Origin of the sequence: Methylopila sp. 73B, assembly GCF_000526315.1 — a bacterium.
In the GTDB taxonomy this organism is placed as follows: Bacteria; Pseudomonadota; Alphaproteobacteria; order Rhizobiales; family Methylopilaceae; genus Methylopila.
The window spans coordinates 3,771,948-3,797,145 of the sequence record NZ_JAFV01000001.1; the positions used below are offsets into that span (position 1 = coordinate 3,771,948).

Below are 25,198 nucleotides of genomic sequence, written 5' to 3' on the forward strand. Positions count from 1 at the left end.
AGGACGCGATCCATGACCAGCGCCGAAGTGCTCGACGTCGCCCGCGACGCCCTCTGGACCATCCTGAAGGTGGGCGGCCCGCTGATGGCGGTGACGCTGATCGTCGGCGTCGTGGTCTCGCTGGTGCAGGCGCTGACGCAGATTCAGGAGATGACGCTGGTCTTCGTGCCGAAGATACTGGCGCTGTTCGGCGCGATGATTCTGGCGCTGCCCTTCATGGGCGACGCCCTCGCCGGGCACATGGCGCGGCTCGCGGGACGCATCGCCTCCGGCGGTTGACGACGCCGGCCCCGAAAGCCTTCGGACCATGACGATCGAGCTCCTCCCGGCGAACGTCGCGGCCTTCATCCTGATCCTCGCCCGGGTCGGCGCGCTGGTGATGCTGATGCCGGCGCTCGGCGAGGAGAACGTGTCGCCCCGGTTCCGCCTCACGATCGCGGCGCTGCTCGCCTTCGTGTTCTGGCCCTTCGCGCGCCCGCTCTACGACATCCGGCCCGACGACCCGCTGAACCTGCTGCTGCTGCTCGCCTCCGAGATCGCGGTCGGGCTGGTGCTGGGCGTCACCGCGCGCTTCGTGATGTCGTCGCTGTCGACCGCCGGCTTCATCATCGCAAACCAGCTCGGCCTCGGCTTCGTCACGACGGTCGATCCGACGCAGGGCCAGCAGGGCGTGGTGGTCGGCACCTTCCTGACGCTGGTCGGCGTCGCGCTGATCTTCGCCACCGACCTGCACCATCTCGCGATCGGCGCCATCGCCGGCAGCTACGACGCGTTCCGGCCGGGCGTTCTGCCCCAGACGGGCGACGCCGCGAAGCTCGCGATGGACGCGGCCGCCGGCGCCTTCAGGATCGGCGTGCAGCTCTCGGCGCCCTTCCTCGTCTTCGGCCTGGTGTTCAACCTCGGGCTCGGCGTGCTGTCGCGTCTGATGCCGCAGCTGCAGGTGTTCTTCATCGCGACGCCGCTGACGCTGATCGCGGGCTTCGCGCTGCTCGCGCTCGTGGTGGGCGTGCTGATGAGCGTGTTCCTCGGCGACGTCGGCGAGACGCTCCGCCGGCTCTCGGGCGGCTGAGGGCCGGGCGATGGCGGAGAGCGAGGGCGGCGAACGCACGGAAGAGCCGACGCGCAAGAAGCTCGAGGACGCGCTCAAGCGCGGCGACGTCGCCAAGAGCCAGGAGATCAACGTCTGGTTCAGCCTCGCCGCGGCGACGCTCGCGATCTCGATCTTCGGCGACGGCGCGGCGGCCAGCCTGACCGCGACGCTCACGCACTTCATCTCCGAGCCGCACCGCTACGCGGTCGACGGCGTCTCGCTGACGACCATGGCCGGGGGCCTCGGCCTCGCCGTCGCCGCGGCGCTCGCGCTGCCCATGCTGTGCCTGATGCTCGCCGCGATCGCCGGCAACATGGTGCAGCACAGCCTGGTGTTCACCGCCGAGACGCTGGTTCCGAAGTTCTCGAAGATCTCGCCGATGGCGGGCGCGAAGCGGCTGTTTTCGGCCGAGAGCCTCGTCAACTTCGTGAAGGGCCTGCTGAAGCTCGCGATCGTCGGCGCGGTGATCTGGTCGGTGATCTGGCCCGAGCGCGCCAAGGTCTCGGCGCTGATCGCGGGCGATCCCGCGGGCCTGCTCGTCGTGCTGAAGAGCCTGTCGCTCAACGTGCTTGTGTCGGCCGTCGCGGTCTTCGCGCTGATCGCGCTGGGCGACTACATGTGGCAGCGCTGGCGCTGGCGCGAGCGCCTGATGATGACGAAGCAGGAGATCCGCGACGAGCACAAGCAGCAGGAGGGCGACCCGCACATCAAGGCGCGGATCCGCCAGCTCCGCATGCAGCGCTCGCGCAAGCGCATGATCGCGCAGGTGCCGACGGCGACGGTGGTAATCGCAAACCCGACCCACTACGCGGTGGCGCTGAAGTACGAGACCGGCATGGCCGCGCCGGTCTGCGTGGCGAAGGGCGTCGACGGGCTCGCGCTGCGCATCCGCAAGATCGCCGAGGAGGCCGGCGTCGAGGTGGTAGAGAACCCGCCGCTCGCCCGCTCGCTGCACGCCGCGATCGAGGTCGACAAGGAGATCCCCTCCGAGCACTACAAGGCCGTCGCCGAGGTCATCGGCTTCGTCCTGCGCAAGCGGGGGCGGCGGTGAGGCCTGACGCCGGCCTCCGGCTCTTCTTGCAACCGGCCGCCGCCGCCGTCATCGTCGCGGCGACGTCGGCCGCCGGGCGAATCGAGGGCGCCCCGGCCGTTCCCCGCCGCCGACGCGAGGTCCCATGAGCACGCTCGCCGAAGGAAGCCCGATGTCCGCCGAACCCCCGATCGACCGCAGCGGCCGCTCGGGCTCCGTCGGGCTCGTGGTGCTGCTCGCCGCGGCGCTCGTCGGCGCGGCGCTCGCGCTGTCGTTCCTCAACGGCGAGGCCGCGCAGCCCTGGATCCTCGCGCTGCTCGCGGGACTTTCCGTCATCGGCGTGTTCGCGCTGTTCGCGGGCGCCGTCGGCCTGATCCAGTTCGCGAGCCGCGGCGGCCGCGACGACCTGGGCGGCGCCATCGCCGCGACCAGCGACGAAGGCGTGTTGGTGACCGACGGCGGCGGCCGCATCGTGTTCGCGAACGAGGCCTATCTCGACCTCACCCGCGCCGACGGCCCCGCGGGCGCGCGCACTGTGGAACGCGTGTTCGCCGGCAACGCCGACGTGGCGGAGGCGATCTACCGGCTCTCGCAGGCCGCCCGCGGCGGCAAGCGCGCCTCGGAGGAGGCCCGCGTCACCCTGCCGGACGGGCGCGGCGCATGGTTCCGCATCGGCGTGCGGCCGGTGGAGCGCAAGGGCGGCCGCGGCGTCGAGACGATCTGGACCCTCGACGACGTGACGCGCGAGCGCGAGCAGCACGAGAACGTGTTCCAGGAGCTGCAGCACGCGGTCGACTTCCTCGACCATGCGCCGGCCGGCTTCTTCGCCGCCCGCGGCGACGGCGCGATCGTCTACATGAACGCGACGCTCGCGGGCTGGCTCGACCAGGACCTGACCCAGGTCGGCGCCGGCGCGCTCACGCTGGGCGACGTGCTCGCCGGCGACGGCGCGGCGCTGGTCGCCGCCGTGCCGCCGAAGCCGGGCGCCATCGCCACCGAAATCATCGACGTCGACCTCAAGACCCGCGGCGGGCGCTCGCTGCCGGCCCGCCTGCTGCACGCGGTCGCCTGGGCGGTCGACGGCACGCCCGGAGCTTCGCGCACGCTGGTGCTCGACCGGGGCCCCGGCGCCGACGTCTCGGAGCCGCTGCGCGCGGCCGAGGTGCGGTTCGCGCGCTTCTTCAACAACACGCCGCTCGCGATCGCGACCGTCGACGCGCGCGGCGGCGTCGAGCGCACCAACGCGCCCTTCGCCAAACTCTTCGGCGAGCGCCTGAAGGACGCCTCCGGCGACCGCTCGATCTACGCCGGCCTCGCCGGCGAGCGCGACCGCGCGGCGCTCGAGGCGGCGATCGCGGCGGCGGCCGGCGGCGCGGGCGACGTCGCCCCCGTCGACGTGACCCTGCCGGGCGACGGCGGCCGCTCCGCCCGCCTGTTCGTGACGCGGGTGGACGACGCCGAGGGCGGCGAGGCCGCCGTGGTCTACGCGCTCGACACCACCGACCAGCGCGCGCTGGAGGCCCAGTTCGCCCAGAGCCAGAAGATGCAGGCGGTCGGCCAGCTCGCCGGTGGCGTGGCGCACGACTTCAACAACGTGCTGACCGCGATCATCGGCTACTCCGACCTGCTGCTCGCGAACCACCGGCCGACCGACCCGTCCTTCCAGGACATCATGCAGATCAAGCAGAACGCGAACCGGGCCGCGAGCCTCGTCCGCCAGCTGCTGGCCTTCTCCCGCCGCCAGACCCTGCGGCCGCAGGTGATCGTTCTGGGCGACGTGCTGGCGGAGCTGCGCATGCTGCTCGGCCGGCTGGTGGGCGAAAAGGTGAAGCTCGAGCTCGTCCACGGCCGCGACTTGTGGCCGGTGAAGGCGGACCTGAACCAGTTCGAGCAGGTGATCATCAACCTCGTGGTCAACGCCCGCGACGCGATGGCCGACGGCGGGACCGTGACGATCCGCACCCGCAACGTCACCGCGGCCGAGGTCTCGGCCTTCGGCCATCGCGGGCTGCCGCCGGCGGACTACGTGATGATCGACGTGGACGACACCGGCTCGGGCATCCCGGAAGAGATCCTCGACAAGATCTTCGAGCCGTTTTTCTCGACCAAGGAGGTCGGCAAGGGCACGGGTCTCGGGCTCTCCACCGTCTACGGCATCGTCAAGCAGACCGACGGCTACGTCTTCGCGCTGTCGGAGCCCGGCGAGGGCGCGACCTTCCGCATCTTCCTGCCGCGGCACGTCGCGACCGAGGTGGAGGAGGCCAAGCCCGCCGCGATCGCCGCGGCGCCGCAGGACATGACGGGGCGCGGAACCGTGCTGCTGGTGGAGGACGAGGACGCGGTGCGCGCCTTCGGCGCCCGCGCGCTGGCCTCGCGCGGCTACGACGTCATCGAGGCGCGCTCCGGCGTCGAGGCGCTGGAGCAGATGGAGAAGCACGGCAGCGCGGTCGAGCTCGTGGTCTCCGACGTCGTCATGCCGGAGATGGACGGGCCCTCCCTGCTGCGCGAGCTGCGCAAGAAGCAGCCGGACCTGAAGATCATTTTCGTCTCCGGCTACGCCGAGGACGCCTTCAAGAAGAACCTGCCCGACGGCGAATCGTTCGCCTTCCTGCCGAAGCCGTTCACGCTGAAGCAGCTGGTGCAGGCCGTGAAGGACACGATGGGCGCCTGAGGGCGCTCCATCGGCCGCCCGCGCTCAAGATCATGGGGTTCCGGCCGATCTCGGCACAAGATGTTCCTATTGCGTTCTGAGAACAAAGAAAGTACAAAAGGCTCCGTTGAAGGCCCGCCGCGGGCCGTGCCATAAGGAGCCAGAGCGATGTCGCAATCCGCACTCCGCCTCGTCGAAGGAAGCTCCATGGACAGGACAAAGGCGCTCGACGCCGCTCTCGCGCAGATCGACCGCGCGTTCGGCAAGGGGTCGATCATGCGCCTTGGGGCGGGCCAGGCTCTCGCCGAGGTCGAGGTGGTTTCGACCGGCTCGCTGGGGCTCGACATCGCGCTCGGGGTCGGCGGCCTGCCGCGCGGCCGGGTGATCGAGATCTTCGGGCCGGAAAGCTCCGGCAAGACCACGCTCGCGCTCCACACCATCGCGGAATCCCAGAAGTCGGGCGGCGTCTGCGCCTTCGTGGACGCCGAGCACGCCCTCGATCCGATTTACGCCCGCAAGCTCGGCGTGAACCTGCAGGACCTGCTGATCTCCCAGCCGGACACCGGCGAGCAGGCGCTCGAGATCGCCGACACGCTGGTGCGCTCCGGCGCGGTCGACGTGCTGGTGGTCGATTCGGTCGCGGCGCTGACGCCGCGCGCCGAGCTCGAGGGCGAGATGGGCGACGTGCAGCCCGGCCTCCAGGCCCGTCTGATGAGCCAGGCGCTGCGCAAGCTCACCGGCTCGATCTCCAAGTCCAAGACCATGGTGATTTTCATCAACCAGATCCGGATGAAGATCGGCGTGATGTACGGCAGCCCGGAAACCACCACGGGCGGCAACGCGCTCAAGTTCTACGCCTCCGTCCGCCTCGACATCCGCCGCATCGGCGCGATCAAGGAGCGGGACGAGGTCGTCGGCAACCAGACCCGCGTCAAGGTGGTGAAGAACAAGGTCGCGCCGCCGTTCAAGCAGGTCGAGTTCGACATCATGTACGGCGAGGGCGTCTCCAAGGTCGGCGAGCTGATCGACCTCGGCGTCAAGGCCGGGATCGTCGAGAAGTCGGGCGCCTGGTATTCGTTCGACAGCCAACGCCTCGGCCAGGGCCGCGAGAACGCGAAGTCCTTCCTCAAGGAGAACGTCGAGATCGCGGGGCGGATCGAGTCCGCCGTACGTCAGAGCGCGGGCGTGCTTGCGGAGAAGATCCTCGACCAGGTCGATCCCAACGACCCCGAGCTCGACGCCGACTGAGAGCGGCGGCCGCGCCCTGGCGACGCCGCGGCGCGGCCTTTCTGGACAGGCGCGCGACGCCGCGCTTAATGTGCCGCCGCGCCCCGCAGCCCGATGGTCCCGCGACCTCGCCGCATGACGGGGCGCCGGCCGTTTTCCGGTCGCCTGTCCCGAACGCGAACGGCGAGCACCTCCGAAATCCCATGAGCGGCGTCAACGAGATCCGGAAGACCTTCCTCGACTATTTCGCGGGGGAAGGCCACGCGGCCGTCGCCTCAGGGCCGCTGGTGCCGCGGAACGACCCGACGCTCATGTTCACGAGCGCCGGCATGGTGCAGTTCAAGAACCTGTTCACCGGCGTCGAGCGCCGGGACTACGCCCGCGCCACCACGGCGCAGAAATGCCTGCGCGCCGGCGGCAAGCACAACGACCTCGACAACGTCGGCTACACCGCGCGCCACCACACGTTCTTCGAAATGCTCGGGAACTTCTCGTTCGGCGACTATTTCAAGGAGCGCGCGATCGATCTGGCCTGGAACCTCGTCACCAAGACCTTCGACCTGCCGAAGGATCGGCTGCTGGTCACCGTCTACATCGATGACGACGAGGCGCATGGGCTCTGGAAGAAGATCGCCGGCTTCTCCGACGACCGCATCATCCGCATCGCCTCGTCCGACAATTTTTGGGCCGCCGGCGACACCGGCCCCTGCGGTCCCTGCTCGGAGATCTTCTTCGACCAGGGCGACAAGCTGTTCGGCGGCCCTCCCGGCAGCGCGGACGAGGACGGCGACCGGTTCCTGGAGTTCTGGAACCTGGTGTTCATGCAGTACGACCAGGTCGCGCCGGGCGAGCGCCGCCCGCTGCCGCGGCCCTCGATCGACACCGGCATGGGCCTCGAGCGCATCTCCGCCATTCTCCAGGGCGTGCCGTCGAACTACGAGATCGACCTCTTCCGCGCGCTGATCGACGCCTCCGTCGAGGCGACCGGCGTCGCCGCCGAGGGCGACGCCCGGGCGAGCCACCGCGTCATCTCCGATCATTTGCGCGCCGCGAGCTTCCTGGTCGCGGAGGGCGTGCTGCCGTCGAACGAAGGCCGCGGCTACGTGCTCCGCCGCATCATGCGCCGCGCCATGCGCCATGCGCAGTTGCTCGGCGCCGAGCAGCCGCTGCTCTGGCGGCTCGTGCCGACGTTGACGCGCGAGATGGGCGCGGCCTATCCGGAGCTGGTGCGCGCGGAAAGCCTGATCACCGAGACGCTGCAGCTCGAGGAGGTGCGCTTCCGCACCACGCTGGCGCGCGGCCTGGGCCTGCTCGACGAGGCCGCGGCCGACCTCGGCTCCGGCGACAGCCTCGCCGGCGAGACCGCGTTCAAGCTCTACGACACCTACGGCTTCCCCCTCGACCTGACCCAGGACGCGCTGCGCGCCCGCGGCGTCTCGGTCGACGTCGACGGCTTCAACGCGGCCATGGCGCGCCAGAAGGCCGAGGCCCGCGCCGCCTGGTCGGGCTCCGGCGAAGCGGCGACCGAGACCATCTGGTTCGGGATCCGCGACCGCGTCGGCGCGACCGAGTTCCTTGGCTACGGCGCCGAGCAGGCCGAAGGCTCCGTGGTCGCCCTGCTCAAGGACGGCCGGGAGGTCGAGCGCCTCGCGGCGGGCGAGAGCGGCTTCCTGATCGCGAACCAGACGCCGTTCTACGGCGAGAGCGGCGGCCAGGTCGGCGACGCCGGCGTCCTGACGGCGCCGGGCGTCGAGGTCGCAGTGTCCGACGTCCAGAAGAAGCTCGGCGACCTCTTCGTCCACGCGGTCGACGTGAAGTCCGGGGCCGTCGCGATCGGCGAGGCGCTGACCTTCACGGTCGACCACGAGCGGCGCCGGCGCATCCGTGGCAACCATTCGGCGACCCACCTGCTGCACGAGGCCCTGCGTCTCACGCTCGGCGACCACGTCGCGCAGAAGGGCTCGCTCGTCGCCCCCGACCGCCTGCGCTTCGACTTCAGCCACACCAAGCCGATCGCCGCCGCCGAGCTGGAGCGCATCGAGGCGATCGCGAACGCCATCGCCCTGCAAAACGATCCGGTCGTCACCCGCGTGATGGGGATCGAGGAGGCGCGCGCTTCCGGGGCCCGTGCCCTGTTTGGCGAGAAGTACGGCGACGAGGTCCGCGTCGTCTCCATGGGGCGCGCCGACGACGGCAAGCCCTATTCGATCGAGCTTTGCGGCGGCACCCATGTCGGCGCCACCGGCGAGATCGGCGCGATCACCATCGTCGGCGAAAGCGGCGTCGCGGCCGGCGTCCGCCGCCTCGAGGCGCTGACCGGCGAGGCCGCGCGGCTGCACTTCGAGGCGCAGAACGACCGGGTCGCCGATCTCGCAGCGCTGCTCAAGGCGCCCGAGGCCGAGGTCGTCGCCCGCGTCGAGGCGCTGATCGAGGAGCGCAAGCGCCTCGAGCGTGAGCTGGTGGAGGCGCGCAAAAAGCTCGCCATGGGCGGCGGCGGCGCAGGGGCGGGCGACGCGGTCCGCGAGGTCGCCGGCGTCAAGCTGTTCGCCCGCACGGTCGAGGGCATCGAGATGAAGGACCTCAAGGGCCTCGTCGACGAGGCCAAGAAGTCGATCGGCTCGGGCGTCGCGGCCATCGTCGGAGTCACCTCGGAGGGCAAGGCCGGCGTGGTCGTCGGCGTCACGCCGGATCTGGTCCCACGGTTCAGCGCGGTCGACCTCGTCCGCGTCGCGTCGGCGGCGCTTGGCGGCTCTGGTGGCGGCGGGCGGCCGGATATGGCGCAGGCCGGCGGTCCGGACGGCGCGAAGGCCGGCGAGGCGCTCGACGCCGTCGCCGCGCGGCTCGCCGCGGCGTGAGCCCCGCCGGCGGCGTCTCGGTCCGCCGCGGCGGACTTGAGGACGTCGCCACGGTCCACGCGCTGGTAAGTGGCGCGTTCGGCGAAGTGGGGCCGGTTGAGCCGCCGCTTTCGGCCTTGCGGGAAACCGTCGACACCCTCACGGCGCGGCTCGACGGCGACGAATTCCTGCTAATCGCGGAGGCGGACGGCGCGGTGGTCGGTTGCGCCTTCTGCGCGCCCCAGGACGACGCGGTCTATCTCGGCCGAGTGGCGGTCGACGCCTCGGCGCGCGGCCGCGGCGTGTGCCGCGCGCTGGTCGGCGAGGCGGAAGCTCTGGCGCGCGAGTTCGCGCGCGTCCGGCTGACCTTGAAGGTGCGGGCCTCTATGCCGCAGAACATCGACGTGTTCCGGCGCCTCGGCTTCACGATCACCGCCGAGGCCCGGCACGAGGGCTACGACCGCACGACCTATTACGTGCTGGAGAAGCCGCTGGGCTAAGGGGCGGCGGCGGCGTCGCTCACGTGGCGGCCCGCCCGGACGGGCCCCTGGGCCCGCCGGGAGCGGCTCTCAACCGGCGGGTCGACGACCGCGCTGCGCTTCGGCTGGAATGACGGCGGGGTTTAGCGCCCCGACAATCCCCAAGACAGCTCTCAGGTCCCGGCAGGAAACCGAGTCCCGCCAGCCGGGAGCCTCAGCCTTCGCCGAAGACGCGGGCGAAGGTCTGGTCCACCGCCTTGAAGTGGTAGCCGAGGTCGAAGGCGTCCTCGAGTTCGGCGTCGCTTAGATAGCCGCGCACGTCCGCGTCGGCCTTCAGCAGCGTGAGGAAGTCGCCCTCGCCGCGCCATACCGGCATGGCGTTGCGCTGGACGAGGCGATAGGCGTCCTCGCGGCTCGCGCCCTTCTGCGTCAGGGCCAGCAGCACGCGCTGGGAGTGCACCAGGCCGCCGAGACGGTCGAGGTTGCCCTGCATGCGCTCGGGGTAGATCAGCAGGTTCTCGATCACGCCGGCCATGCGGTTGAGCGCGAAGTCCAGCGTCACCGTGGCGTCCGGGCCGATCATGCGCTCCACCGAGGAGTGCGAGATGTCGCGCTCGTGCCAGAGCGCCACGTTCTCCATGGCGGGCAGGGCGTAGGCGCGCACCATGCGGGCGAGGCCGGTGATGTTTTCCGTCAGCACCGGGTTGCGCTTGTGCGGCATGGCGGAGGAGCCCTTCTGGCCCGGCGAGAAGTACTCCTCGGCCTCCAGAACCTCCGTCCGCTGCAGGTGCCGCACCTCGATGGCGAGCCGCTCCATGGAGGAGGCGACGACGCCCAGCACCGCGAAGAACATGGCGTGCCGGTCGCGCGGGATGACCTGGGTCGAGACCGGCTCGACGGCGAGCCCGAGCTTCTCCGCCACATGGGCTTCGACCGCGGGGTCGATGTTCGCGAAGGTGCCGACCGCGCCGGAGATGGCGCAGGTCGCGATCTCCTTGCGGGCCGCGACGAGGCGCTTGCGGGCGCGCTCGAACTCCACGTAGAAGCCGGCGAGCTTCAGCCCGAAGGTGGTGGGCTCGGCGTGGATGCCGTGGCTGCGGCCGATGGTGGGCGTGTGCTTGTGCTCGAAGGCGCGCTTTTTCAGCGCCGCCAGCAGGCGGTCGACGTCGGCGATCAGCAGGTCGCTGGCGCGCGCGAGCTGGACGCTGAGGCAGGTGTCGAGCACGTCCGACGATGTCATGCCCTGGTGCACGAAGCGCGCGTCGGGTCCGACGAACTCGGCGAGGTGCGTCAGGAAGGCGATGACGTCGTGCTTGGTCTCGCGCTCGATCTCGTCGATGCGGGCTACGTCGAAGGTCGCCGCGCCGCCCTTCTCCCAGATAGTCTTCGCCGCCTCCTTCGGGATCACGCCGAGCTCGGCCAGCGCGTCGCAGGCGTGCGCCTCGATCTCGAACCAGATGCGGAACCGGGTCTCGGGCGACCAGATGTCGGCCATCTGGGGGCGGGAGTAGCGGGGGATCATGGCGTTCAGGCCTCCGGGCGTCGGATGGCGCTGCCTTAGCACATCCGCGCTGGGCGTCACGCGTTTCCGGCTGTCGCGCTCAGTCCTCGGCGAGAGGTTTCAGCACCGTCCGCTTGCGGCCCTCCGGTCCCGGCCGGCCTTCGACCAGCGCCGAGACGACGCCGTGGAGGGTCTGCAGGTCCTGCTTGGTCGGCTCCATGCGCTGGATCATGTTGCGGAGGTTGATCACCATCGAGGCGGTCTTCGACGGCGAGCGGAAGAAGCCGGCCTCGCGCAACTCGCCTTCGATGTGCGCGAACAGCGCCACCAGTTCGGCGTGGCTGCCGGCGGGCGAGCGGGTCGGCATATCGAACGGCGCGGCGCCGCCGGTCGCGGCCTTGAACCATTCGTAGCCGACGAGCAGCACGGCTTGGCTGAGATTGAGGCTGGCGTAGGCCGGGTTGACTGGAAAGGTCATCACGCGGGCCGCGAGCGCCACCTCCTCGTTTTCGAGCCCGTTGCGCTCGCGGCCGAACATCACGCCGGCGCGGCCGCCGCCGCCGATATGCGCCGCGAGCCGGGCGGCGGCCTCGGCCGGCGCGTCGACGGGCTTCGCCTGGCCGCGTTCGCGCGCGGTGGTGGCGATCACGAGGTCGAGGTCGGCGAGGGCGTCCTCCAGCCGCTCGAAATGGACAGCGGCGTCCAGCACGTAGTCCGCACCGGCGGCGAAGGCGCGGGCGGAGGGGTCGTCGGTGGTTCCCGGCGCGCCGACGATCCGGAGCTCCGCCAGTCCGAAGTTCGCCATGGCGCGGGCGACCGAGCCGACGTTCTGCGCGAGCTGCGGCGCTACGAGGATGACCGCGGGCCCGGCGGGCAACGCTGCGGCGAGGGCTGATTTGGTGTGGTCGGTTCCGGCCATGGCGTCACAAGCGGTTCGGGCGAGGGCGTCGCCTTAACACGACGGCCGTCGCTTTGCGCGGGCTTCAGTCCCGCCCGTCGTCGAACACGGCGAAGGCGAGCGCCGCCAAGGGGATCAGCGCGCCGGCGATCGCGACCGCCGGCCAGCCCCACGTCGTCATCAGGGGGCTGACGAGCGCCGAGCCGGCGGCGCCGCCCAGGAACAGCATGGCGATGTAGAGCCCGTTCAGCCGGCCGCGCGCCGTGTCGTCCAGGCTGTAGATGGCGCGCTGGCCGAGCAGCATGTTGATCTGGACGCCGACGTCCACGACGACGGCGCCGAACAGCAGGGCCGCGACGCCGCCCCAGCCGTCGAGGCCGGCGACCGCGAAGCCGACGGCGGCGATGACGAGCGCCGCGAGTGTGCCGGGCCGGGTCAGGCCGGCGTCGGCGAGCCTGCCGGCCCAGGGCGCGACCAGCGCGCCGGCGGCGCCCGCCAGGGCGAACAGGCCGATCCAGCTGTGCGACCAGCCGTAGGTCTCGGCAAGCCGCATGGGGACCGCGGTCCAGAACAGGCTGAACACGGCGAACATGCAGGCCTGGTAGGCGGCGCGCCGCCGCAGCACCCGGTGGCGCTTCAGCAGCGTCAACATGGAGCCGAGGAAGGCTCCGTAGGACATGCCGCCCTGCGGCGCGCGCGACGGCACATAGGCGCGCAGCACGACGGCGATCGCCACCATCAGCGCCGCCGAAAGCCCGAACACCGCGCGCCATCCCGCGACGTCCGCGAGCACGCTCGCGACGGGCCGGGCGAGCAGGATGCCGAGCAGCAGGCCGCTCATCACCGTGCCGACCGTCTGCCCCCGGGTTTCCGCAGGCGCGGCGTTCGCCACGATCGGCAGCAGCATCTGCGCGGCGGTGGAGGCGACGCCGACCGCGAAGGAGGCGGCGAAGAACGCCGCGCCGGACGGGGCGAGGGCGGTCGCGGCGAGCGCCAGCGCCGCGGCTCCGAGCGTCAGGGTGAGCAGGCGGCGGGTCTCGGTGAGATCGACCAGCGGCGCGAGCAGGATGAGCCCGACGCCGTAGCCGATCTGTGTAAGCGAGACCACGCCGCTCGCAGCGGAGGGCGCCAGCGCGAGATCGCGGGCGATCAGGTCCACCAGCGGCTGCGCGTAATAGAGGTTGGCGACGATCGCGCCGCAGGCGATGGCCGCGAACAGCACGAGCTTCTGGTCGGCCGCAGGCGCGGCGCCGTCGGCCGTTTCGGCGACGTTCGTCATGACGCTCTCCTCGAGGGCAGGAGCGCAGTTCTAGCGTTCGCAAATGCGAAAGCCACGCGCGTTTCGCGCGGCGCTCCCTTGCGTTTCCGAGGCGTCGCCTTCTTCCGCAGCGCGGCCGGCGATGGTAGATGTCCGGCGACCCGCCGCTGCGCCAAAGCGCCGCGCCTCACTGCGAAAGGCTGTCCGCCCATGTCGAAGATCAAGGTCGCCAACCCCGTCGTCGAGCTCGACGGCGACGAGATGACGCGGATCATTTGGCAGTACATCAAGGACAAGCTGATCCACCCCTATCTGGACGTCGACCTGCACTACTACGACCTCGGCGTCGAGAACCGGGACGCCACCGAGGACAAGGTGACGGTCGAGGCCGCCGAGGCGATCAAGACGCACGGCGTGGGCGTGAAGTGCGCGACCATCACCCCCGACGAGCAGCGCGTCGAGGAGTTCAAGCTCAAGAAGATGTGGCGCTCGCCGAACGGCACGATCCGCAACATCCTCGGCGGCGTGATCTTCCGCGAGCCGATCATCTGCAAGAACGTGCCGCGGCTGGTGCCGGGCTGGACGCAGCCGATCGTCGTCGGCCGCCACGCCTTCGGCGACCAGTACCGCGCGACCGACTTCAAGTTCCCGGGCAAGGGCAAGCTGACGATCAAGTTCGTCGGCGAGGACGGCCAGACCATCGAGCATGAGGTGTTCGACGCGCCAGGCTCCGGCGTCGCCATGGCGATGTACAACCTCGACGACTCGATCCGCGACTTCGCCCGCGCCTCGCTGAACTACGGCCTCAACCGCGGCTTCCCGGTCTACCTCTCCACCAAGAACACGATCCTCAAGGCCTACGACGGCCGGTTCAAGGACATCTTCCAGGAGGTCTACGAGGCCGAATTCAAGGACCAGTTCGCCGCCAAGAAGATCTGGTACGAGCACCGCCTGATTGACGACATGGTGGCCTCGGCGCTGAAGTGGTCCGGCGGCTACGTTTGGGCCTGCAAGAACTACGACGGCGACGTGCAGTCCGACACGGTGGCGCAGGGCTTCGGCTCGCTCGGCCTGATGACCTCGGTGCTGACGACGCCGGACGGCCGGGTCATGGAGGCGGAAGCCGCCCACGGCACCGTCACCCGCCACTACCGCGAGCACCAGAAGGGCAAGGCGACGTCCACGAACTCGATCGCCTCGATCTTCGCCTGGACCCGCGGCCTCGGCCACCGCGCCAAGCTCGACGACAACGCCGAGCTCAAGCGCTTCGGCGAGACGCTGGAGAAGGTCTGCGTGGACACGGTCGAGAGCGGGTTCATGACGAAGGACCTGGCGCTGCTCGTCGGCGACCAGCAGACCTGGCTTACGACCACGGGCTTCCTCGACAAGATCGACGCCAATCTGCAGAAGGCGATGGCCTGAACTCACGCGTTCCGCGCAAAACAAAACGGGCGGCCCAAGGGCCGCCCGTTTTCGTTTCGACGCGAGGTCGACCTAGCGGTCGCCACGCTCCCGACCGCCGCCGCGCTCGCCGCCGCCACGTTCGCCGCCGCCTCCGCGGCCGCCACGATCAAACCCGCCCCGATCGCCGCCGCGATCACCGCCGCGATCGAAGCCCCCACGATCCCCGCCACGCTCGCCACGCCCGCGGTCTCCGCCCCGGTCGCCTCCGAAAACGCCGAGGCCTTCAGGCCGGCCGCCGCCACGGTCCATGCGCTCGACGCGACGGTCGTCGCCCCGGTCGCGGATGCGCTCGCGACGGTCGTCGATGCGCTCGCGGCGTTCATCGCGCCGCCGATCGTCGATCCGCTCCCGGCGGTCGTCGCGACGCGACTCCCAGCGCTCATGATTGCGGCGGTCGCGGATGTTCCAGTTAACGTCGCGCCGCCACGAGTCCCGCCGCCAGCCGCCGTAGCCGGGACGGTCGTTGTACCAGCGGCCGCCGTAGAAATAGAGCCCGTTGGTGTAATAGTACGGCCGGCTTTCGTAATAGCCGCTGATCTCGTAGCCGGGGACCAGATACTCCTCCTCCTCGACCACGACGCGGGACGGGGCCGAACCGCCGATGTCCAGATAGCTGGCGCTGGCGAAGCCCGACCCGCTTGCGCCCATGCTGATCTCGCACCATCCGGCCGAGCAGCCGATAACGTTGACCCGCTCGCCCGCAGGCAGCGAGTCGACGACGGAGTAGCCCGTGCCGGGCCCGGATCGGACGTTGAGGTCCGTGGTGGCGATGGCCGGGGCGGCGATCGCGGCGCCGGCCGTCAGCGCGAGAACGCCCGCGGCGGCCAGCAGCGACTTGGCTGTGGTGAGCATGACGTCGAAACTCCCTGGGTCTGTCGTTGTTGTCTCTCAGCGGGATCCCCGCCCGGCTCCTCGAACCCCGCCGCGCGGCCGAACTGTGCGCCCGCGTGCGTCAGGAACGCGCGAGCCCGAGCGAAAGTTTCACATCTCAAAGCTGGGAAAAATGGCGGTGGTGCGGCGGGTTCAAGGCCGAGCGGACGCTTCTCCCACCTCGGCCAGGGCGCGCGCGGCGCCTTGCTGCAGGAACGCGAGATCGGGGCCCAGGCAGACGAACGGGAATCCGCGGCGCACGTAGTCGGCGGCGAACGCCGGCGTGTTGGCGAAGATCGCCGCGGGCTTCTTCGCGCGCTGGGCCGCGGCGACGATGGCGTCGAGCGCGTCGGTCACGGCGGGGTGGTCGGGATCGACGGCCGCGCCTCCGCTGAGCGCGACGGACAGGTCGTTGGGTCCGATCAGCACGCCGTCGAGGCCCTCGACCGCGAGAATGTCGTCGAGCGCGGCCAGCGCCTCGGCGGTCTCGATCATGGCGAGCGCGAGCGTCCGACGGTTCGCTTCCGCGAGGTAGCCGTCGCGCGACAGGCCTGAGAACGAGAGCCCGCGGTTCGGACCCCAGCTCCGCCGACCCGTCGGCGGGAACTTCACCGCCGCCACGAAGGCCCGCGCCATGGCGACGTCGTCGATCATCGGAGCGATCACCCCGGCCGCGCCGGCGTCGAGCGCCTGCGCCGCGAGCGCGAAGCCGTCGAGCGGCAGGCGCACCAAGGCGGGCCGCGCCGCGAGAGCCGCCGCCGCGATCCCTTCGACGATGCGGTCGAAGGTCGCGAACCCATGCTGGGCGTCGAGGGTGACGGACGCGAAGCCCGCGCGGGCGATCGTCTCCACCACCAGCGTGGAGGGCGCCTGGACCCAGCCGTTGAGATGCGGCGCGCCATTGGCGAGCGACGCCGCGCCGAGCGCGCCCGGACCAACCGCGGTCGAGGTCATGCACGGGCTCCGGATGTGGGGAAAGGCGTCATTCGGTCTTAAGCTGGGCGACGGCGAGCACCAGGAGCTCCGCCATCTTCCTGCGGAGATCGAGGTCGGCGACCTCGACGCCGCGGTGGTCGAAGTCGCGGCGCACCTTGCGGAACACGTCGTCGTCGCCCGGCTCCTCGAAGTCGGCGAGCAGCACCGCCTTGGCGTAGGCCTGCGCCTCCTCACCCTGCTTGCCGAGCGCCTCGGCGGCCCAAAGCCCCAGCAGCCGGTTTCGCCTGGCGTAGGCGCTGAACTTCATCGTCTCGTCGTGCACGAACATGGCCTCGAAAGCCTGCTCGCGTTGATCGAAGGTTGTCATCGTGGTTTCCATGCCGTCCCGTCGGTCGCGCGGTGCCGCCCGACGCCACTACATCCGGCAATTATGGCGAAGCCACGCGCCTTTGGCGTCTAATCCTTAGACTATCGTCACCGGCCGGAAGGGCTTCGCGATCGCCGCCCCCGATCGCCTTGGCATTCGCCAAGCGCGGTCTTACATTGCGCTCGGCGGCTTAAGGCCCCGAGCGTCTCGCTTGGGCCCTCGGCCGCCGCGCCGGTTGCGAAAGGCCCGCAATGAACCCGAATTTCCGGAACTTCGCCCTCTGGGTGATCATCGTTCTGCTGTTGCTCGCCCTGTTCACGCTGTTCCAGAATCCGGGACAGCGCGCGGCGACCAACGACATCTCGTTCAGCACCCTGCTCACGGAGGTCGACAACGGCCGCGTGCGCAACGTGACGATCGAGGGCCAGAACATCTCGGGCCAGTACACCGACGGCACCCAGTTCCAGACCTACGCGCCCGACGATCCGTCGCTGGTGCAGCGGCTCTACGGCAAGGGCGTCGCGATCTCCGCGCGTCCGCCGGGCGAGAACATGCCGTGGTTCGTCGCTCTGTTGCTGCAGTGGCTGCCCTTCATCGCGCTGATCGGCGTGTGGGTGTTCCTGTCGCGCCAGATGCAGGGGGGCGCGGGCAAGGCCATGGGCTTCGGCAAGTCCAAGGCCAAGCTTCTCACCGAGGCGCACGGCCGCGTGACCTTCGAGGACGTCGCGGGCGTCGACGAGGCCAAGAGCGACCTCGAGGAGATCGTGGAGTTCCTGCGCGATCCCCAGAAGTTCCAGCGCCTCGGCGGCAAGATTCCGCGTGGCGTGCTGCTCGTGGGCCCTCCCGGCACCGGCAAGACGCTGATCGCCCGCGCGGTCGCCGGCGAAGCCAACGTGCCGTTCTTCACGATCTCGGGCTCCGACTTCGTCGAGATGTTCGTCGGCGTCGGCGCGAGCCGCGTGCGCGACATGTTCGAGCAGGCCAAGAAGAACGCGCCCTGCATCATCTTCATCGATGAGATCGACGCGGTCGGCCGCCATCGCGGCGCCGGCCTCGGCGGCGGCAACGACGAGCGCGAGCAGACCCTCAACCAGCTGCTCGTCGAGATGGACGGCTTCGAGGCGAATGAGGGCATCATCCTCATCGCGGCCACCAACCGTCCCGACGTGCTCGATCCCGCGCTGCTGCGTCCGGGCCGTTTCGATCGCCAGGTCGTGGTGTCGAACCCCGACATCATCGGCCGCGAGAAGATCCTGAAGGTCCATGTCCGCAAGGTGCCGCTGGCGCCGGACGTCGACCTCAAGACCGTCGCGCGCGGCACGCCGGGCTTCTCCGGCGCCGACCTGATGAACCTCGTGAACGAGGCGGCGCTGCTCGCCGCGCGCCGCTCCAAGCGCATGGTCACCGCCGCCGAGTTCGACTCGGCGAAGGACAAGATCATGATGGGCGCCGAGCGCCGCATGGTGATGACGGACGAGGAGAAGAAGGTCACCGCCTATCACGAGGCCGGCCACGCCGTGGTCGCGCTCTTCACGCCGGCGAACGATCCGATCCACAAGGCGACGATCATTCCCCGCGGGCGCGCGCTCGGCATGGTGCAGTACCTGCCGGAGAAGGACCAGATCTCGATCTCCTACGAGCAGCTCACGTCGCGCCTTGCGATGGCGATGGGCGGGCGCGTGGCGGAAGAGGTGTTCTTCGGCGACGAGAAGGTGACGGCCGGCGCGCAGTCCGACATCCAGATGGCGACCAACATCGCCCGCGGGATGGTGACGCGCTGGGGCTTCTCCAAGGAGCTCGGCACCGTCGCCTATGGCGAGAACCAGGACGAGGTGTTCCTCGGCATGTCGGTGGCGCGCCAGCAGAACGTCTCGGGCACGACGATGCTGAAGATCGACAACGAGATCAAACGCTTCATCGACGAAGGCTACGAGACGGCGCGACGCATCATCACCGAGAACAAGGACGCCATGGACCTCGTGGCGAAGGCGCTGCTCGAGTACGAGACGCTGACCGGTCAGGAGATCAAGGACATCCTGGCCGGCAAGCCTCCGGTGCGCGACGCGTCGGACGAGCCGCCCGCGCCCCGCGGCTCGGCGGTGCCTACCGCCGGCAAGCCGCGCCCGCGGCCTGACGCCGGGCTGGAGCCGCAGCCCCAGGCCTGACGCGTCAGCGTCATCTCGAACGCATCAAAGGCCGACCCTCGGGGCCGGCCTTTGTCGTTTCAGAGCCTGCGTTTCGCACAAATAGCGTTCGAAGCTGAGGTGCGTTTCGGCGGGTCCGGCGGCCAAAGTAACGGATCCGTGAAGCCAAAAGTTCACCTCGCTTAAGGGAACATCTCTCGCCCCGACGAGTTGTCATCCGAAGATCGAACAACAAACTCGATAGGGAAAACCCATGCGACATCTCATTCTCGCCGCCGCCTTCAGCGCTCTCGCTCTTGGAGCCGCTCAGGCGCAGGACAAACCCACGACGCCCTCGACCATGGACAAGGGTTCGACATCGGCCCCGAACGACCCCGCGAAGACGACCTCGCCGGGCACCACCGGGGCGATGAACAACACCACTGGCGGCGTGGCCACCAGCCCGCAGGACGTGCAGCGTCAGCAGGAAGGCAAGGACACCGCGGCGCAAGGCGGCGAGAAGCGTCCGGGCGCCATGGGCGCCGACCCGTCCAAGCACTCCCCCGGCACCGTAGGCGCGACGCCCGGCCAGCAGCCGAAGTAAGCTAAACGCAGGCTTGACCTAAAACCACGGCCGTCCGGTTACCGGGCGGCCGTTTGCTGTGTTACAGGACCGGCGCGTGACTTCGGCGGCGCGCCGCCCACATATCGTGCTGCGTCCCTGAGGCGCGTGGATGATTGCGGAGGGGCGATGAGCGTCGGTTTGATCGCGTTGCTGGATGATGTCGCGGCCATCGCCAAGGTGGCGGCGGCGTCGCTCGACGACATCGCCGCACAGACCGCCAAGGCCGGCGCCAAGGCGGCGGGCGTCGTGATCGACGACGCCGCGGTGACGCCGCGCTACGTCGTCGGCTTCAAGCCCGATCGCGAGTTGCCGATCGTGTGGCGGATCGCCATCGGGTCAATCCGCAACAAGCTGCTGATCCTGCTGCCGGCCTGCCTCCTGCTCAGCGCCTTCGCGCCCTGGCTGATCATGCCGCTGCTGATGCTGGGCGGCGCCTATCTCTGCTACGAGGGCGTCGAGAAGATCGTGGAGGCCCTGTTTCATCACGAGAACCGCGCGGCCGAAGAAGCTCCCAAGGACCAAGCCGCCGCGACCGGGCTCGAAGAGGCCAAGATCGCCGGCGCGATCAAGACGGATTTCATCCTCTCCGCGGAGATCATGGCGATCACGCTCTCGGGCATCCCGGCCGACGACAGCGTGTGGATGAAGGCTGCGGTGCTCGCCGCCGTGGGTCTAGCGATCACGGCGGCGGTCTATGGCGTCGTCGCGCTTATCGTAAAGGCGGACGACGTCGGTGTCGCGATGGCGAAGACGCCCGACGCCTCTTCCCTCGCCGGCCTGCGGCGGGCGTTCGGGCGCGGCCTCGTCGTCGGCATGCCGGTGTTTCTCAAAGCGCTCGCGGTGGTCGGCACCGCCGCCATGGTCTGGGTCGGCGGCGGCATCATCGTGCACGGGCTCGAAGGCTTGCTGCCGGCGCTCGCCCACGGGATCGAAGGCGTCGCCGAGGCCGCGGCGCACGCCCTTCCGTTCGCGGCCGGCGCCGTGCGCTGGATCGTGGCGGCGGCCGGGGCGGGCGTCGTCGGGCTGATCGTCGGCGCCGCCTTGGTGCCGCTGGTCAGCTACGTCATCGCGCCGATCGCCCGCGCCGTGACGCCAGCCAAGGCCAAGCCGACGTCGAGCGCGCCGACGACCAAAAGCGCCTGACGGCCGACCGGAGCCTAAGGCGTCACGCCGCCGGGGCGAACAGTTCGCTCTGGGCGGCGGACCCGCGTTCGAGCGCCAGCAGGTAGGCCTTGGCGGCGAGCCCGCCTGCGAACCCCGTGAGCTTGCCGGTCGCTCCCACCACCCGATGGCATGGCGCGACGATCGAGAGCGGATTGCGCCCGTTCGCGGCGCCCACCGCCCGCGACGCGTCGGGACGCCCGATCGCGGCCGCAAGCGCGCCGTAGCTGCGGGTCTCGCCGAAGGGGATCGCGAGCAGCGCCCGCCACACCTCCGTCTGGAACGGCGTGCCCTGAAGGTCGAGCTCGAGATCGAAGGTCCGCCGTTCGCCCCGGAAGTACTCGTCGAGTTGCGCCTCCGCGCGGTCGAGGGTCGCTCGCGCGTCGCCCTCGGGCGCCGGCCCCAGCCGCACCCGGCGGGGATCGTCGTTCTCCCACAGCACCGCCGCCAGCCCGCGGCCGCTTGCGACCAGCGTGAGGCGTCCGACCGGCGACGGCGTCTCCCTGCGCGCGTAATCCATGGGCTCGGCTCCCCGACCGCGTCGACGTCGTTCGACGTTCGCCACGAATCGGCCCCGAGGTCCAGCGGCTCTGCGCTCACGTCCGATCTGTCCTGCGCGGTCGCAATCCGGCGGACGCCGCTGCGCTTCTTGGGCTATGACGGTCTCGGCGGGCCGCCGACGGCGTCTCGACGGCAAGGGGGCGTTCATGCGGGTTCTGGTGCTCGGCGGCGGCGTCGTGGGCGTGACGACGGCCTACTACCTGGCGAAGGCCGGGCATGCGGTGACGGTGGTCGATCGCCAGCCCGGCGCCGGGCTCGAGACCAGCTTCGCCAACGCCGGGCAGGTCTCTCCCGGCTACTCGTCGCCCTGGGCCGCCCCGGGCATCCCGGTGAAGGCGCTGAAGTGGCTGATGATGCGCCACCGGCCGCTGGTGGTCTGGCCGCAGCTGTCGCCCGAGCTCTACGGCTGGCTCGCCCGCATGCTCGCGAACTGCACCGAGGCGGCCTACGAGCGCAACAAGGGCCGCATGGTCCGGATCGCGGAGTACAGCCGCGACGCCCTGCGCGCGCTGCGCGCGGAGACCGGGATCGCCTACGACCACCGGGAGCGGGGCACGCTGCAGCTGTTCCGCACGCAGCAGCAGCTTGACCATGTCCGCGACGACACCCGCGTGCTCGACGTCTACGGCGTGCCCTACGAGGCGCTCGACCCCGCAGGCTGCGTCGCGGCGGAGCCGGCGCTCGCGCATGTCGCGGGGATCTTCGTCGGCGGCCTGCGGCTGCCGGGCGACGAAACCGGCGACGCGCATCTGTTCACCCAGCGCTTGGCCGTGATCTGCGAGGGCCTCGGCGTGAGCTTCCGCTACGGCGTGGCGATCGCCAGCGTGGAGGCGGACGGCGACCGGGTTACGGGCGTCCGGACCACCTCCCGCGAGGCGCTGCGCGCGGACGCCTATGTGGCGGCGCTCGGCAGCTACACACCGGCGCTGCTGCGCCCGCATCGCATCGCCCTGCCGGTCTACCCCGTGAAGGGCTATTCCCTGACGCTGCCGGTGACCAATCCGGACGGCGCTCCGCAGTCGACCGTGATGGACGAGACCTTCAAGGTCGCGATCACCCGGCTCGGCGACCGCATCCGCGTCGGCGGCACCGCGGAGCTCGCGGGCTTCAGCAGCGCGCTGCGGGCCCCGCGGCGGGCGACGCTGGCGCGCTCGGTCAGCGACCTGTTTCCGACCGGCGGCGATCTTACCGCGGCGAGTTTCTGGACCGGGCTGCGGCCCATGACGCCGGATGGAACGCCGATCGTCGGCGCGACGCGGCTCGGCAACCTCTTCACGAACACCGGCCACGGCACGCTCGGCTGGACCATGGCCTGCGGCTCCGGCCGCGTGCTTGCGGACCTCATCTCCGGCCGCGCGCCCGAGATCGCCAGCGACGACCTCGCCGCGAGCCGTTATCTGCAGGCCATTCCCGCCTGACGTCCGCCCCCTGGCGGCCGCGCCGCGCCGCGACAGGTGTCCATCGATCAAGGCGAGCCCGCTCTGCGGGAGCGCCCGGTCTCAAAAAACTCCGACGCAAGGACGCACACCATGCGCGACCAGATCCGCACCAGCCCCTTCTTCCGCGAAGCCCTCCTGATCGACGGCGCCTGGACCCCGGCCGACGGCGGCGTGACGCTGCCCGTGCACGACCCTGCGACCGGCGACGAGATCGGAACAGTTCCCCACGCGGGCGCGCCTGAGACCACGCGGGCGATCGAGGCCGCGAACCGCGCCTTTCCGGCCTGGGCGGCGCGCACCGCGGCTCACCGCGCCGCGCTGCTGCAGGCGCTTGCGGCCGACATCCGCGGCAACGCCGACGCCCTCGCCGCCATGCTGACGCTGGAGCAGGGCAAGCCGCTCGCCGAGGCCAAGGGCGAGATCATGATCGGCGCGGCCTACGTGCAGTGGTTCGCGGAGGAGGCGCGCCGGGTCCGCGGCGACGTCATCCCGTCGCCCTGGCCGGACCGCAAACTCTTCGTGACGCGCGAGCCGGTGGGCGTCGTGGGGGCCATCACGCCCTGGAACTTCCCGTTCTCGATGCTGGCCCGAAAGCTCGGCGCGGCGCTCGCCGCCGGCTGCACGGTGGTTGCGAAGCCCTCCGAGTTCACGCCCTACAGCGGCCTCGCCTGGGGCGTGCTCGCGGAGCGCGCCGGGATCCCCGCCGGCGTGGTCAACCTCGTCACCGGAGACGCGCCGGCGATCGGGAAAGCGCTCACGGACCATCCCGACGTGCGCAAGATCACCTTCACCGGCTCCACCCGCGTCGGAAAGCTGCTGAGCGAGCAGGCGGCGAAGGGCGTGAAGCGCGTCTCGATGGAGCTCGGCGGAAACGCGCCGTTCCTGGTGTTCGCTGACGCCGACCTCGACAAGGCGGTGGAGGGCGCCGTCGCCGCCAAGTACCGCAACAGCGGCCAGACCTGCGTCTGCACCAATCGCTTCTACGTCGAGGCCTCGATCCATGACGCCTTCGCCGAGCGGCTGGCCACGCGGGCGAAGACCCTCGTCGTCGGCTCCGGCTTCACCGAGGGCGCGCTGCAGGGGCCGCTGATCAACGACGCCGCGCTCGCCAAGGTGGAGGCCCATGTGGCGGACGCGCTGGAGAAGGGCGGCCGTCTGCTCACGGGCGGCCGCCGCCATGCGCTTGGCGGCACCTTCTACGAGCCGACGGTGATTTCAGGCGGCCACGCCGGCATGACGGTGGCGCGCGACGAGACCTTTGGGCCGCTCGCGGTGTTGATCCCGTTCGAGACCGAGGCCGAGGCGATCTCCGCCGCCAACGCCACCGAGTACGGGCTCGCCGCCTACCTCTACACCCGCGACCTCGCCCGCGCGTTCCGGGTCTCCGGCGCGCTGAAGTACGGCATGGTCGGCGTCAACGACGGCGTCATCACCACCGAGGTCGCGCCGTTCGGCGGCGTCAAGGAAAGCGGCATGGGCCGCGAAGGCTCGCACTACGCCTTGGACGACTATCTCGACATGAAATACCTCAGCATCGGCGGGCTATGACGCGAGTTCGTTAGCCGGCGTAACACCTCTGGCGTCAGCGCGTCTTGTCAGTCGCCGCCGCGAATGTCCGCCCAGGCCTCTTGGACGAGGCTCGTTGCAGTGACGAAGGCGGCGGTGACGACCAGGACCAGCAAGCTGAGGGCGGCTGCGACGAGCCAAAGCGGCAGGACGATCGGCAGGCCGATCAAAAACGCGAGCCGCTGCGGCTTCGGCCGCGTCAACGGGTTGGAGCACACGGTTTCCAGCGCGCTTCGCACGTCCATCGCTTCGTCCTCCCATGCGCGTGGCCCGCTTCCGACGCCTGAGACGGCGAAGGGCGAGACACTTTGTCATTTGCTTATATCGAGACGAAGGAGTGATGGGAACGCGCATCGCCCGTGCTGCACAACTTTTGAGACGAAAACCCCGTCAGCTCGATGTCGAAAGACGTACGTCGCCTCCGTGCTCCTCAGAATTGGGAGAAGCGCGCGAATTTATAGGTGATCTTGTCGGCCGTTGCTGGGGGGCGGAACTCTTCGCGCGCCTAGATCTCCAGCCGGTGCGATGAGATGATGCGAAGGCTTGTCTTGGGCTGCGTCTTCGTTGCGGCGCTCGCCGCGGCGGCGCGGCCGGCCTCCGCCCAGACCTCGATGAAGCCGACGCGCAGCGTGGTGCTGCTCGTCAACCGCAACAGCGGCATGTGCGCCGAGATCCCCGCCGTCGGCGCGGGGGTGGGCTCCGCCACCGTGCAAAACCGCTGCCTGGACCTCAGCCGCCAGCAGTGGCGCTTCAAGGCGATCGCCGGGGCGTACCGGATCGTCAACGCGACGAGCGGCATGGAGCACAGCGCCGGCCTGTTCGTGATCGACGCGAACGGCCTCCTCGTCGACCGGATTGCCCCGAGCGCCCCGCCCGAGGCCATCGCCGCCCGCCTGCGGCGTTGGATCGAAGGGGGCTGAGGGAGAAGGCGCGGGGCGCGCACGAACAGCGTCCCACCTGGAAAACCAAGTGGTCCACTTCGCGCTAACACGCTGATTATATGGAAACTTTAGCGCGTGGCGCTCCCAAGGGGACTCGAACCCCTGTTTTCGCCGTGAGAGGGCGCAGTTCCGGGCTGCCCAGCTACCCCCGCAAACCCCCGCAAACTCGCCAAAACCC

Annotated in this window: 22 protein-coding genes; 14 read left to right on the plus strand and 8 right to left on the minus strand. The window is 70.2% G+C overall.

Annotated elements, in window-relative coordinates; genetic code table 11:
* The first annotated feature begins 12 nt into the window (after positions 1 to 12).
* From fliQ to K244_RS0118080, 7 genes are all read left to right on the plus strand, one after another.
* On the plus strand, positions 13 to 279 hold the full coding sequence (fliQ, locus tag K244_RS0118050) for a flagellar biosynthesis protein FliQ (protein WP_020187698.1): 267 nt from the start codon (positions 13 to 15) through the stop codon (positions 277 to 279).
* A gap of 28 nt (positions 280 to 307) precedes the next feature.
* A complete protein-coding gene (gene fliR, locus K244_RS0118055; protein WP_020187699.1) occupies positions 308 to 1,069 on the plus strand; it encodes a flagellar biosynthetic protein FliR in 762 nt (253 codons plus the stop codon).
* Positions 1,070 to 1,079: 10 nt separating this feature from the next.
* Complete coding sequence (gene flhB / locus K244_RS0118060) at positions 1,080 to 2,141, plus strand: flagellar biosynthesis protein FlhB (protein ID WP_020187700.1); 1,062 nt, start codon at positions 1,080 to 1,082, stop codon at positions 2,139 to 2,141.
* Between the two features lie 151 nt (positions 2,142 to 2,292).
* Entirely contained in the window at positions 2,293 to 4,791 is a 2,499-nt protein-coding gene (locus K244_RS0118065) for a response regulator (protein ID WP_036307073.1), read from the plus strand.
* Between the two features lie 147 nt (positions 4,792 to 4,938).
* Positions 4,939 to 6,018, plus strand: coding sequence for a recombinase RecA (gene recA / locus K244_RS0118070; protein WP_024816591.1), 1,080 nt, complete (start codon positions 4,939 to 4,941; stop codon positions 6,016 to 6,018).
* A 182-nt stretch (positions 6,019 to 6,200) separates the two neighbouring features.
* Positions 6,201 to 8,852, plus strand: coding sequence for an alanine--tRNA ligase (alaS, locus tag K244_RS0118075; protein WP_020187703.1), 2,652 nt, complete (start codon positions 6,201 to 6,203; stop codon positions 8,850 to 8,852).
* Positions 8,849 to 9,331, plus strand: a complete 483-nt coding sequence (locus K244_RS0118080; protein ID WP_020187704.1) for a GNAT family N-acetyltransferase — start codon at positions 8,849 to 8,851, stop codon at positions 9,329 to 9,331. Before alaS ends, K244_RS0118080 begins: the two co-directional genes overlap by 4 nt.
* Positions 9,332 to 9,524: 193 nt before the next feature.
* Here K244_RS0118080 and purB read toward each other — a convergent pair whose 3' ends face one another.
* The 3 genes from purB to K244_RS0118095 all read right to left on the minus strand — a co-directional run bounded on the left by purB (position 9,525) and on the right by K244_RS0118095 (position 12,988).
* Positions 9,525 to 10,832, minus strand: a complete 1,308-nt coding sequence (gene purB / locus K244_RS0118085; protein WP_020187705.1) for an adenylosuccinate lyase — start codon at positions 10,830 to 10,832, stop codon at positions 9,525 to 9,527.
* A 79-nt stretch (positions 10,833 to 10,911) separates the two neighbouring features.
* Positions 10,912 to 11,730 carry an RNA methyltransferase gene (locus K244_RS0118090; RefSeq protein ID WP_020187706.1) on the minus strand — a complete coding sequence of 273 codons (819 nt, stop codon included), beginning with the start codon at positions 11,728 to 11,730 and terminating at the stop codon, positions 10,912 to 10,914.
* 64 nt (positions 11,731 to 11,794) lie between these two features.
* Positions 11,795 to 12,988 carry an MFS transporter gene (locus K244_RS0118095; protein WP_020187707.1) on the minus strand — a complete coding sequence of 398 codons (1,194 nt, stop codon included), beginning with the start codon at positions 12,986 to 12,988 and terminating at the stop codon, positions 11,795 to 11,797.
* A 189-nt stretch (positions 12,989 to 13,177) separates the two neighbouring features.
* On the opposite strand from K244_RS0118095, the gene K244_RS0118100 reads away from it, so the two are divergent.
* Positions 13,178 to 14,389, plus strand: a complete 1,212-nt coding sequence (locus tag K244_RS0118100) for an NADP-dependent isocitrate dehydrogenase (protein WP_020187708.1) — start codon at positions 13,178 to 13,180, stop codon at positions 14,387 to 14,389.
* A gap of 72 nt (positions 14,390 to 14,461) precedes the next feature.
* Here the strand turns inward: K244_RS0118100 and K244_RS0118105 are convergent, their stop codons facing one another.
* From K244_RS0118105 to K244_RS0118115, 3 genes are all read right to left on the minus strand, one after another.
* Positions 14,462 to 15,283, minus strand: coding sequence for an SH3 domain-containing protein (locus K244_RS0118105; RefSeq protein ID WP_020187709.1), 822 nt, complete (start codon positions 15,281 to 15,283; stop codon positions 14,462 to 14,464).
* Positions 15,284 to 15,454: 171 nt separating this feature from the next.
* Positions 15,455 to 16,255 (minus strand): aldolase/citrate lyase family protein, encoded by an 801-nt coding sequence (locus tag K244_RS0118110; RefSeq protein WP_020187710.1) that lies wholly within the window; start codon positions 16,253 to 16,255, stop codon positions 15,455 to 15,457.
* Positions 16,256 to 16,283: 28 nt separating this feature from the next.
* Positions 16,284 to 16,604, minus strand: coding sequence for a DUF1476 domain-containing protein (locus tag K244_RS0118115; RefSeq protein ID WP_024816592.1), 321 nt, complete (start codon positions 16,602 to 16,604; stop codon positions 16,284 to 16,286).
* A gap of 251 nt (positions 16,605 to 16,855) precedes the next feature.
* Between K244_RS0118115 and ftsH the strand changes: the two genes are divergently transcribed.
* The 3 genes from ftsH (at position 16,856) to K244_RS0118130 (ending at position 20,495) form a co-directional block, all read left to right on the plus strand.
* On the plus strand, positions 16,856 to 18,769 hold the full coding sequence (gene ftsH, locus K244_RS0118120) for an ATP-dependent zinc metalloprotease FtsH (protein WP_020187712.1): 1,914 nt from the start codon (positions 16,856 to 16,858) through the stop codon (positions 18,767 to 18,769).
* Between the two features lie 232 nt (positions 18,770 to 19,001).
* On the plus strand, positions 19,002 to 19,331 hold the full coding sequence (locus tag K244_RS0118125) for a hypothetical protein (RefSeq protein ID WP_020187713.1): 330 nt from the start codon (positions 19,002 to 19,004) through the stop codon (positions 19,329 to 19,331).
* Positions 19,332 to 19,478: 147 nt separating this feature from the next.
* A complete protein-coding gene (locus tag K244_RS0118130) occupies positions 19,479 to 20,495 on the plus strand; it encodes a DUF808 domain-containing protein (protein ID WP_020187714.1) in 1,017 nt (338 codons plus the stop codon).
* Between the two features lie 22 nt (positions 20,496 to 20,517).
* Here the strand turns inward: K244_RS0118130 and K244_RS0118135 are convergent, their stop codons facing one another.
* Complete coding sequence (locus K244_RS0118135; protein WP_020187715.1) at positions 20,518 to 21,033, minus strand: methylated-DNA--[protein]-cysteine S-methyltransferase; 516 nt, start codon at positions 21,031 to 21,033, stop codon at positions 20,518 to 20,520.
* 187 nt (positions 21,034 to 21,220) lie between these two features.
* Between K244_RS0118135 and K244_RS0118140 the strand changes: the two genes are divergently transcribed.
* Together K244_RS0118140 and K244_RS0118145 are read left to right on the plus strand one after the other, a co-directional pair.
* Positions 21,221 to 22,492 carry a D-amino acid dehydrogenase gene (locus K244_RS0118140; RefSeq protein ID WP_024816593.1) on the plus strand — a complete coding sequence of 424 codons (1,272 nt, stop codon included), beginning with the start codon at positions 21,221 to 21,223 and terminating at the stop codon, positions 22,490 to 22,492.
* A gap of 111 nt (positions 22,493 to 22,603) precedes the next feature.
* Positions 22,604 to 24,061, plus strand: a complete 1,458-nt coding sequence (locus K244_RS0118145) for an NAD-dependent succinate-semialdehyde dehydrogenase (RefSeq protein ID WP_020187717.1) — start codon at positions 22,604 to 22,606, stop codon at positions 24,059 to 24,061.
* A gap of 47 nt (positions 24,062 to 24,108) precedes the next feature.
* Here K244_RS0118145 and K244_RS0118150 read toward each other — a convergent pair whose 3' ends face one another.
* On the minus strand, positions 24,109 to 24,324 hold the full coding sequence (locus tag K244_RS0118150) for a hypothetical protein (protein ID WP_020187718.1): 216 nt from the start codon (positions 24,322 to 24,324) through the stop codon (positions 24,109 to 24,111).
* A gap of 285 nt (positions 24,325 to 24,609) precedes the next feature.
* Here K244_RS0118150 and K244_RS0118155 point away from each other — a divergent pair, with 285 nt between their 5' ends.
* Complete coding sequence (locus K244_RS0118155) at positions 24,610 to 24,999, plus strand: RICIN domain-containing protein (protein ID WP_081761504.1); 390 nt, start codon at positions 24,610 to 24,612, stop codon at positions 24,997 to 24,999.
* Positions 25,000 to 25,198 lie beyond the last annotated feature (199 nt).

Excerpts from the sequence above, each read along its gene's own strand:
- K244_RS0118105 (WP_020187709.1), bottom strand. The coding sequence starts at position 15,283 with ATGCTCACCACAGCCAAGTCGCTGCTGGCCGCCGCGGGCGTTCTCGCG.
- K244_RS0118095 (WP_020187707.1), bottom strand. The coding sequence starts at position 12,988 with ATGACGAACGTCGCCGAAACGGCCGACGGCGCCGCGCCTGCGGCCGAC.
- K244_RS0118090 (WP_020187706.1), bottom strand. The coding sequence starts at position 11,730 with ATGGCCGGAACCGACCACACCAAATCAGCCCTCGCCGCAGCGTTGCCC.
- K244_RS0118135 (WP_020187715.1), bottom strand. The coding sequence starts at position 21,033 with ATGGATTACGCGCGCAGGGAGACGCCGTCGCCGGTCGGACGCCTCACG.
- K244_RS0118150 (WP_020187718.1), bottom strand. The coding sequence starts at position 24,324 with ATGGACGTGCGAAGCGCGCTGGAAACCGTGTGCTCCAACCCGTTGACG.
- K244_RS0118130 (WP_020187714.1), top strand. The coding sequence starts at position 19,479 with ATGAGCGTCGGTTTGATCGCGTTGCTGGATGATGTCGCGGCCATCGCC.
- K244_RS0118100 (WP_020187708.1), top strand. The coding sequence starts at position 13,178 with ATGTCGAAGATCAAGGTCGCCAACCCCGTCGTCGAGCTCGACGGCGAC.
- K244_RS0118110 (WP_020187710.1), bottom strand. The coding sequence starts at position 16,255 with ATGACCTCGACCGCGGTTGGTCCGGGCGCGCTCGGCGCGGCGTCGCTC.
- K244_RS0118140 (WP_024816593.1), top strand. The coding sequence starts at position 21,221 with ATGCGGGTTCTGGTGCTCGGCGGCGGCGTCGTGGGCGTGACGACGGCC.
- fliQ (WP_020187698.1), top strand. The coding sequence starts at position 13 with ATGACCAGCGCCGAAGTGCTCGACGTCGCCCGCGACGCCCTCTGGACC.
- K244_RS0118115 (WP_024816592.1), bottom strand. The coding sequence starts at position 16,604 with ATGACAACCTTCGATCAACGCGAGCAGGCTTTCGAGGCCATGTTCGTG.
- alaS (WP_020187703.1), top strand. The coding sequence starts at position 6,201 with ATGAGCGGCGTCAACGAGATCCGGAAGACCTTCCTCGACTATTTCGCG.
- K244_RS0118145 (WP_020187717.1), top strand. The coding sequence starts at position 22,604 with ATGCGCGACCAGATCCGCACCAGCCCCTTCTTCCGCGAAGCCCTCCTG.
- ftsH (WP_020187712.1), top strand. The coding sequence starts at position 16,856 with ATGAACCCGAATTTCCGGAACTTCGCCCTCTGGGTGATCATCGTTCTG.
- K244_RS0118125 (WP_020187713.1), top strand. The coding sequence starts at position 19,002 with ATGCGACATCTCATTCTCGCCGCCGCCTTCAGCGCTCTCGCTCTTGGA.
- flhB (WP_020187700.1), top strand. The coding sequence starts at position 1,080 with ATGGCGGAGAGCGAGGGCGGCGAACGCACGGAAGAGCCGACGCGCAAG.
- recA (WP_024816591.1), top strand. The coding sequence starts at position 4,939 with ATGTCGCAATCCGCACTCCGCCTCGTCGAAGGAAGCTCCATGGACAGG.
- purB (WP_020187705.1), bottom strand. The coding sequence starts at position 10,832 with ATGATCCCCCGCTACTCCCGCCCCCAGATGGCCGACATCTGGTCGCCC.
- K244_RS0118065 (WP_036307073.1), top strand. The coding sequence starts at position 2,293 with ATGTCCGCCGAACCCCCGATCGACCGCAGCGGCCGCTCGGGCTCCGTC.
- K244_RS0118155 (WP_081761504.1), top strand. The coding sequence starts at position 24,610 with ATGATGCGAAGGCTTGTCTTGGGCTGCGTCTTCGTTGCGGCGCTCGCC.
- fliR (WP_020187699.1), top strand. The coding sequence starts at position 308 with ATGACGATCGAGCTCCTCCCGGCGAACGTCGCGGCCTTCATCCTGATC.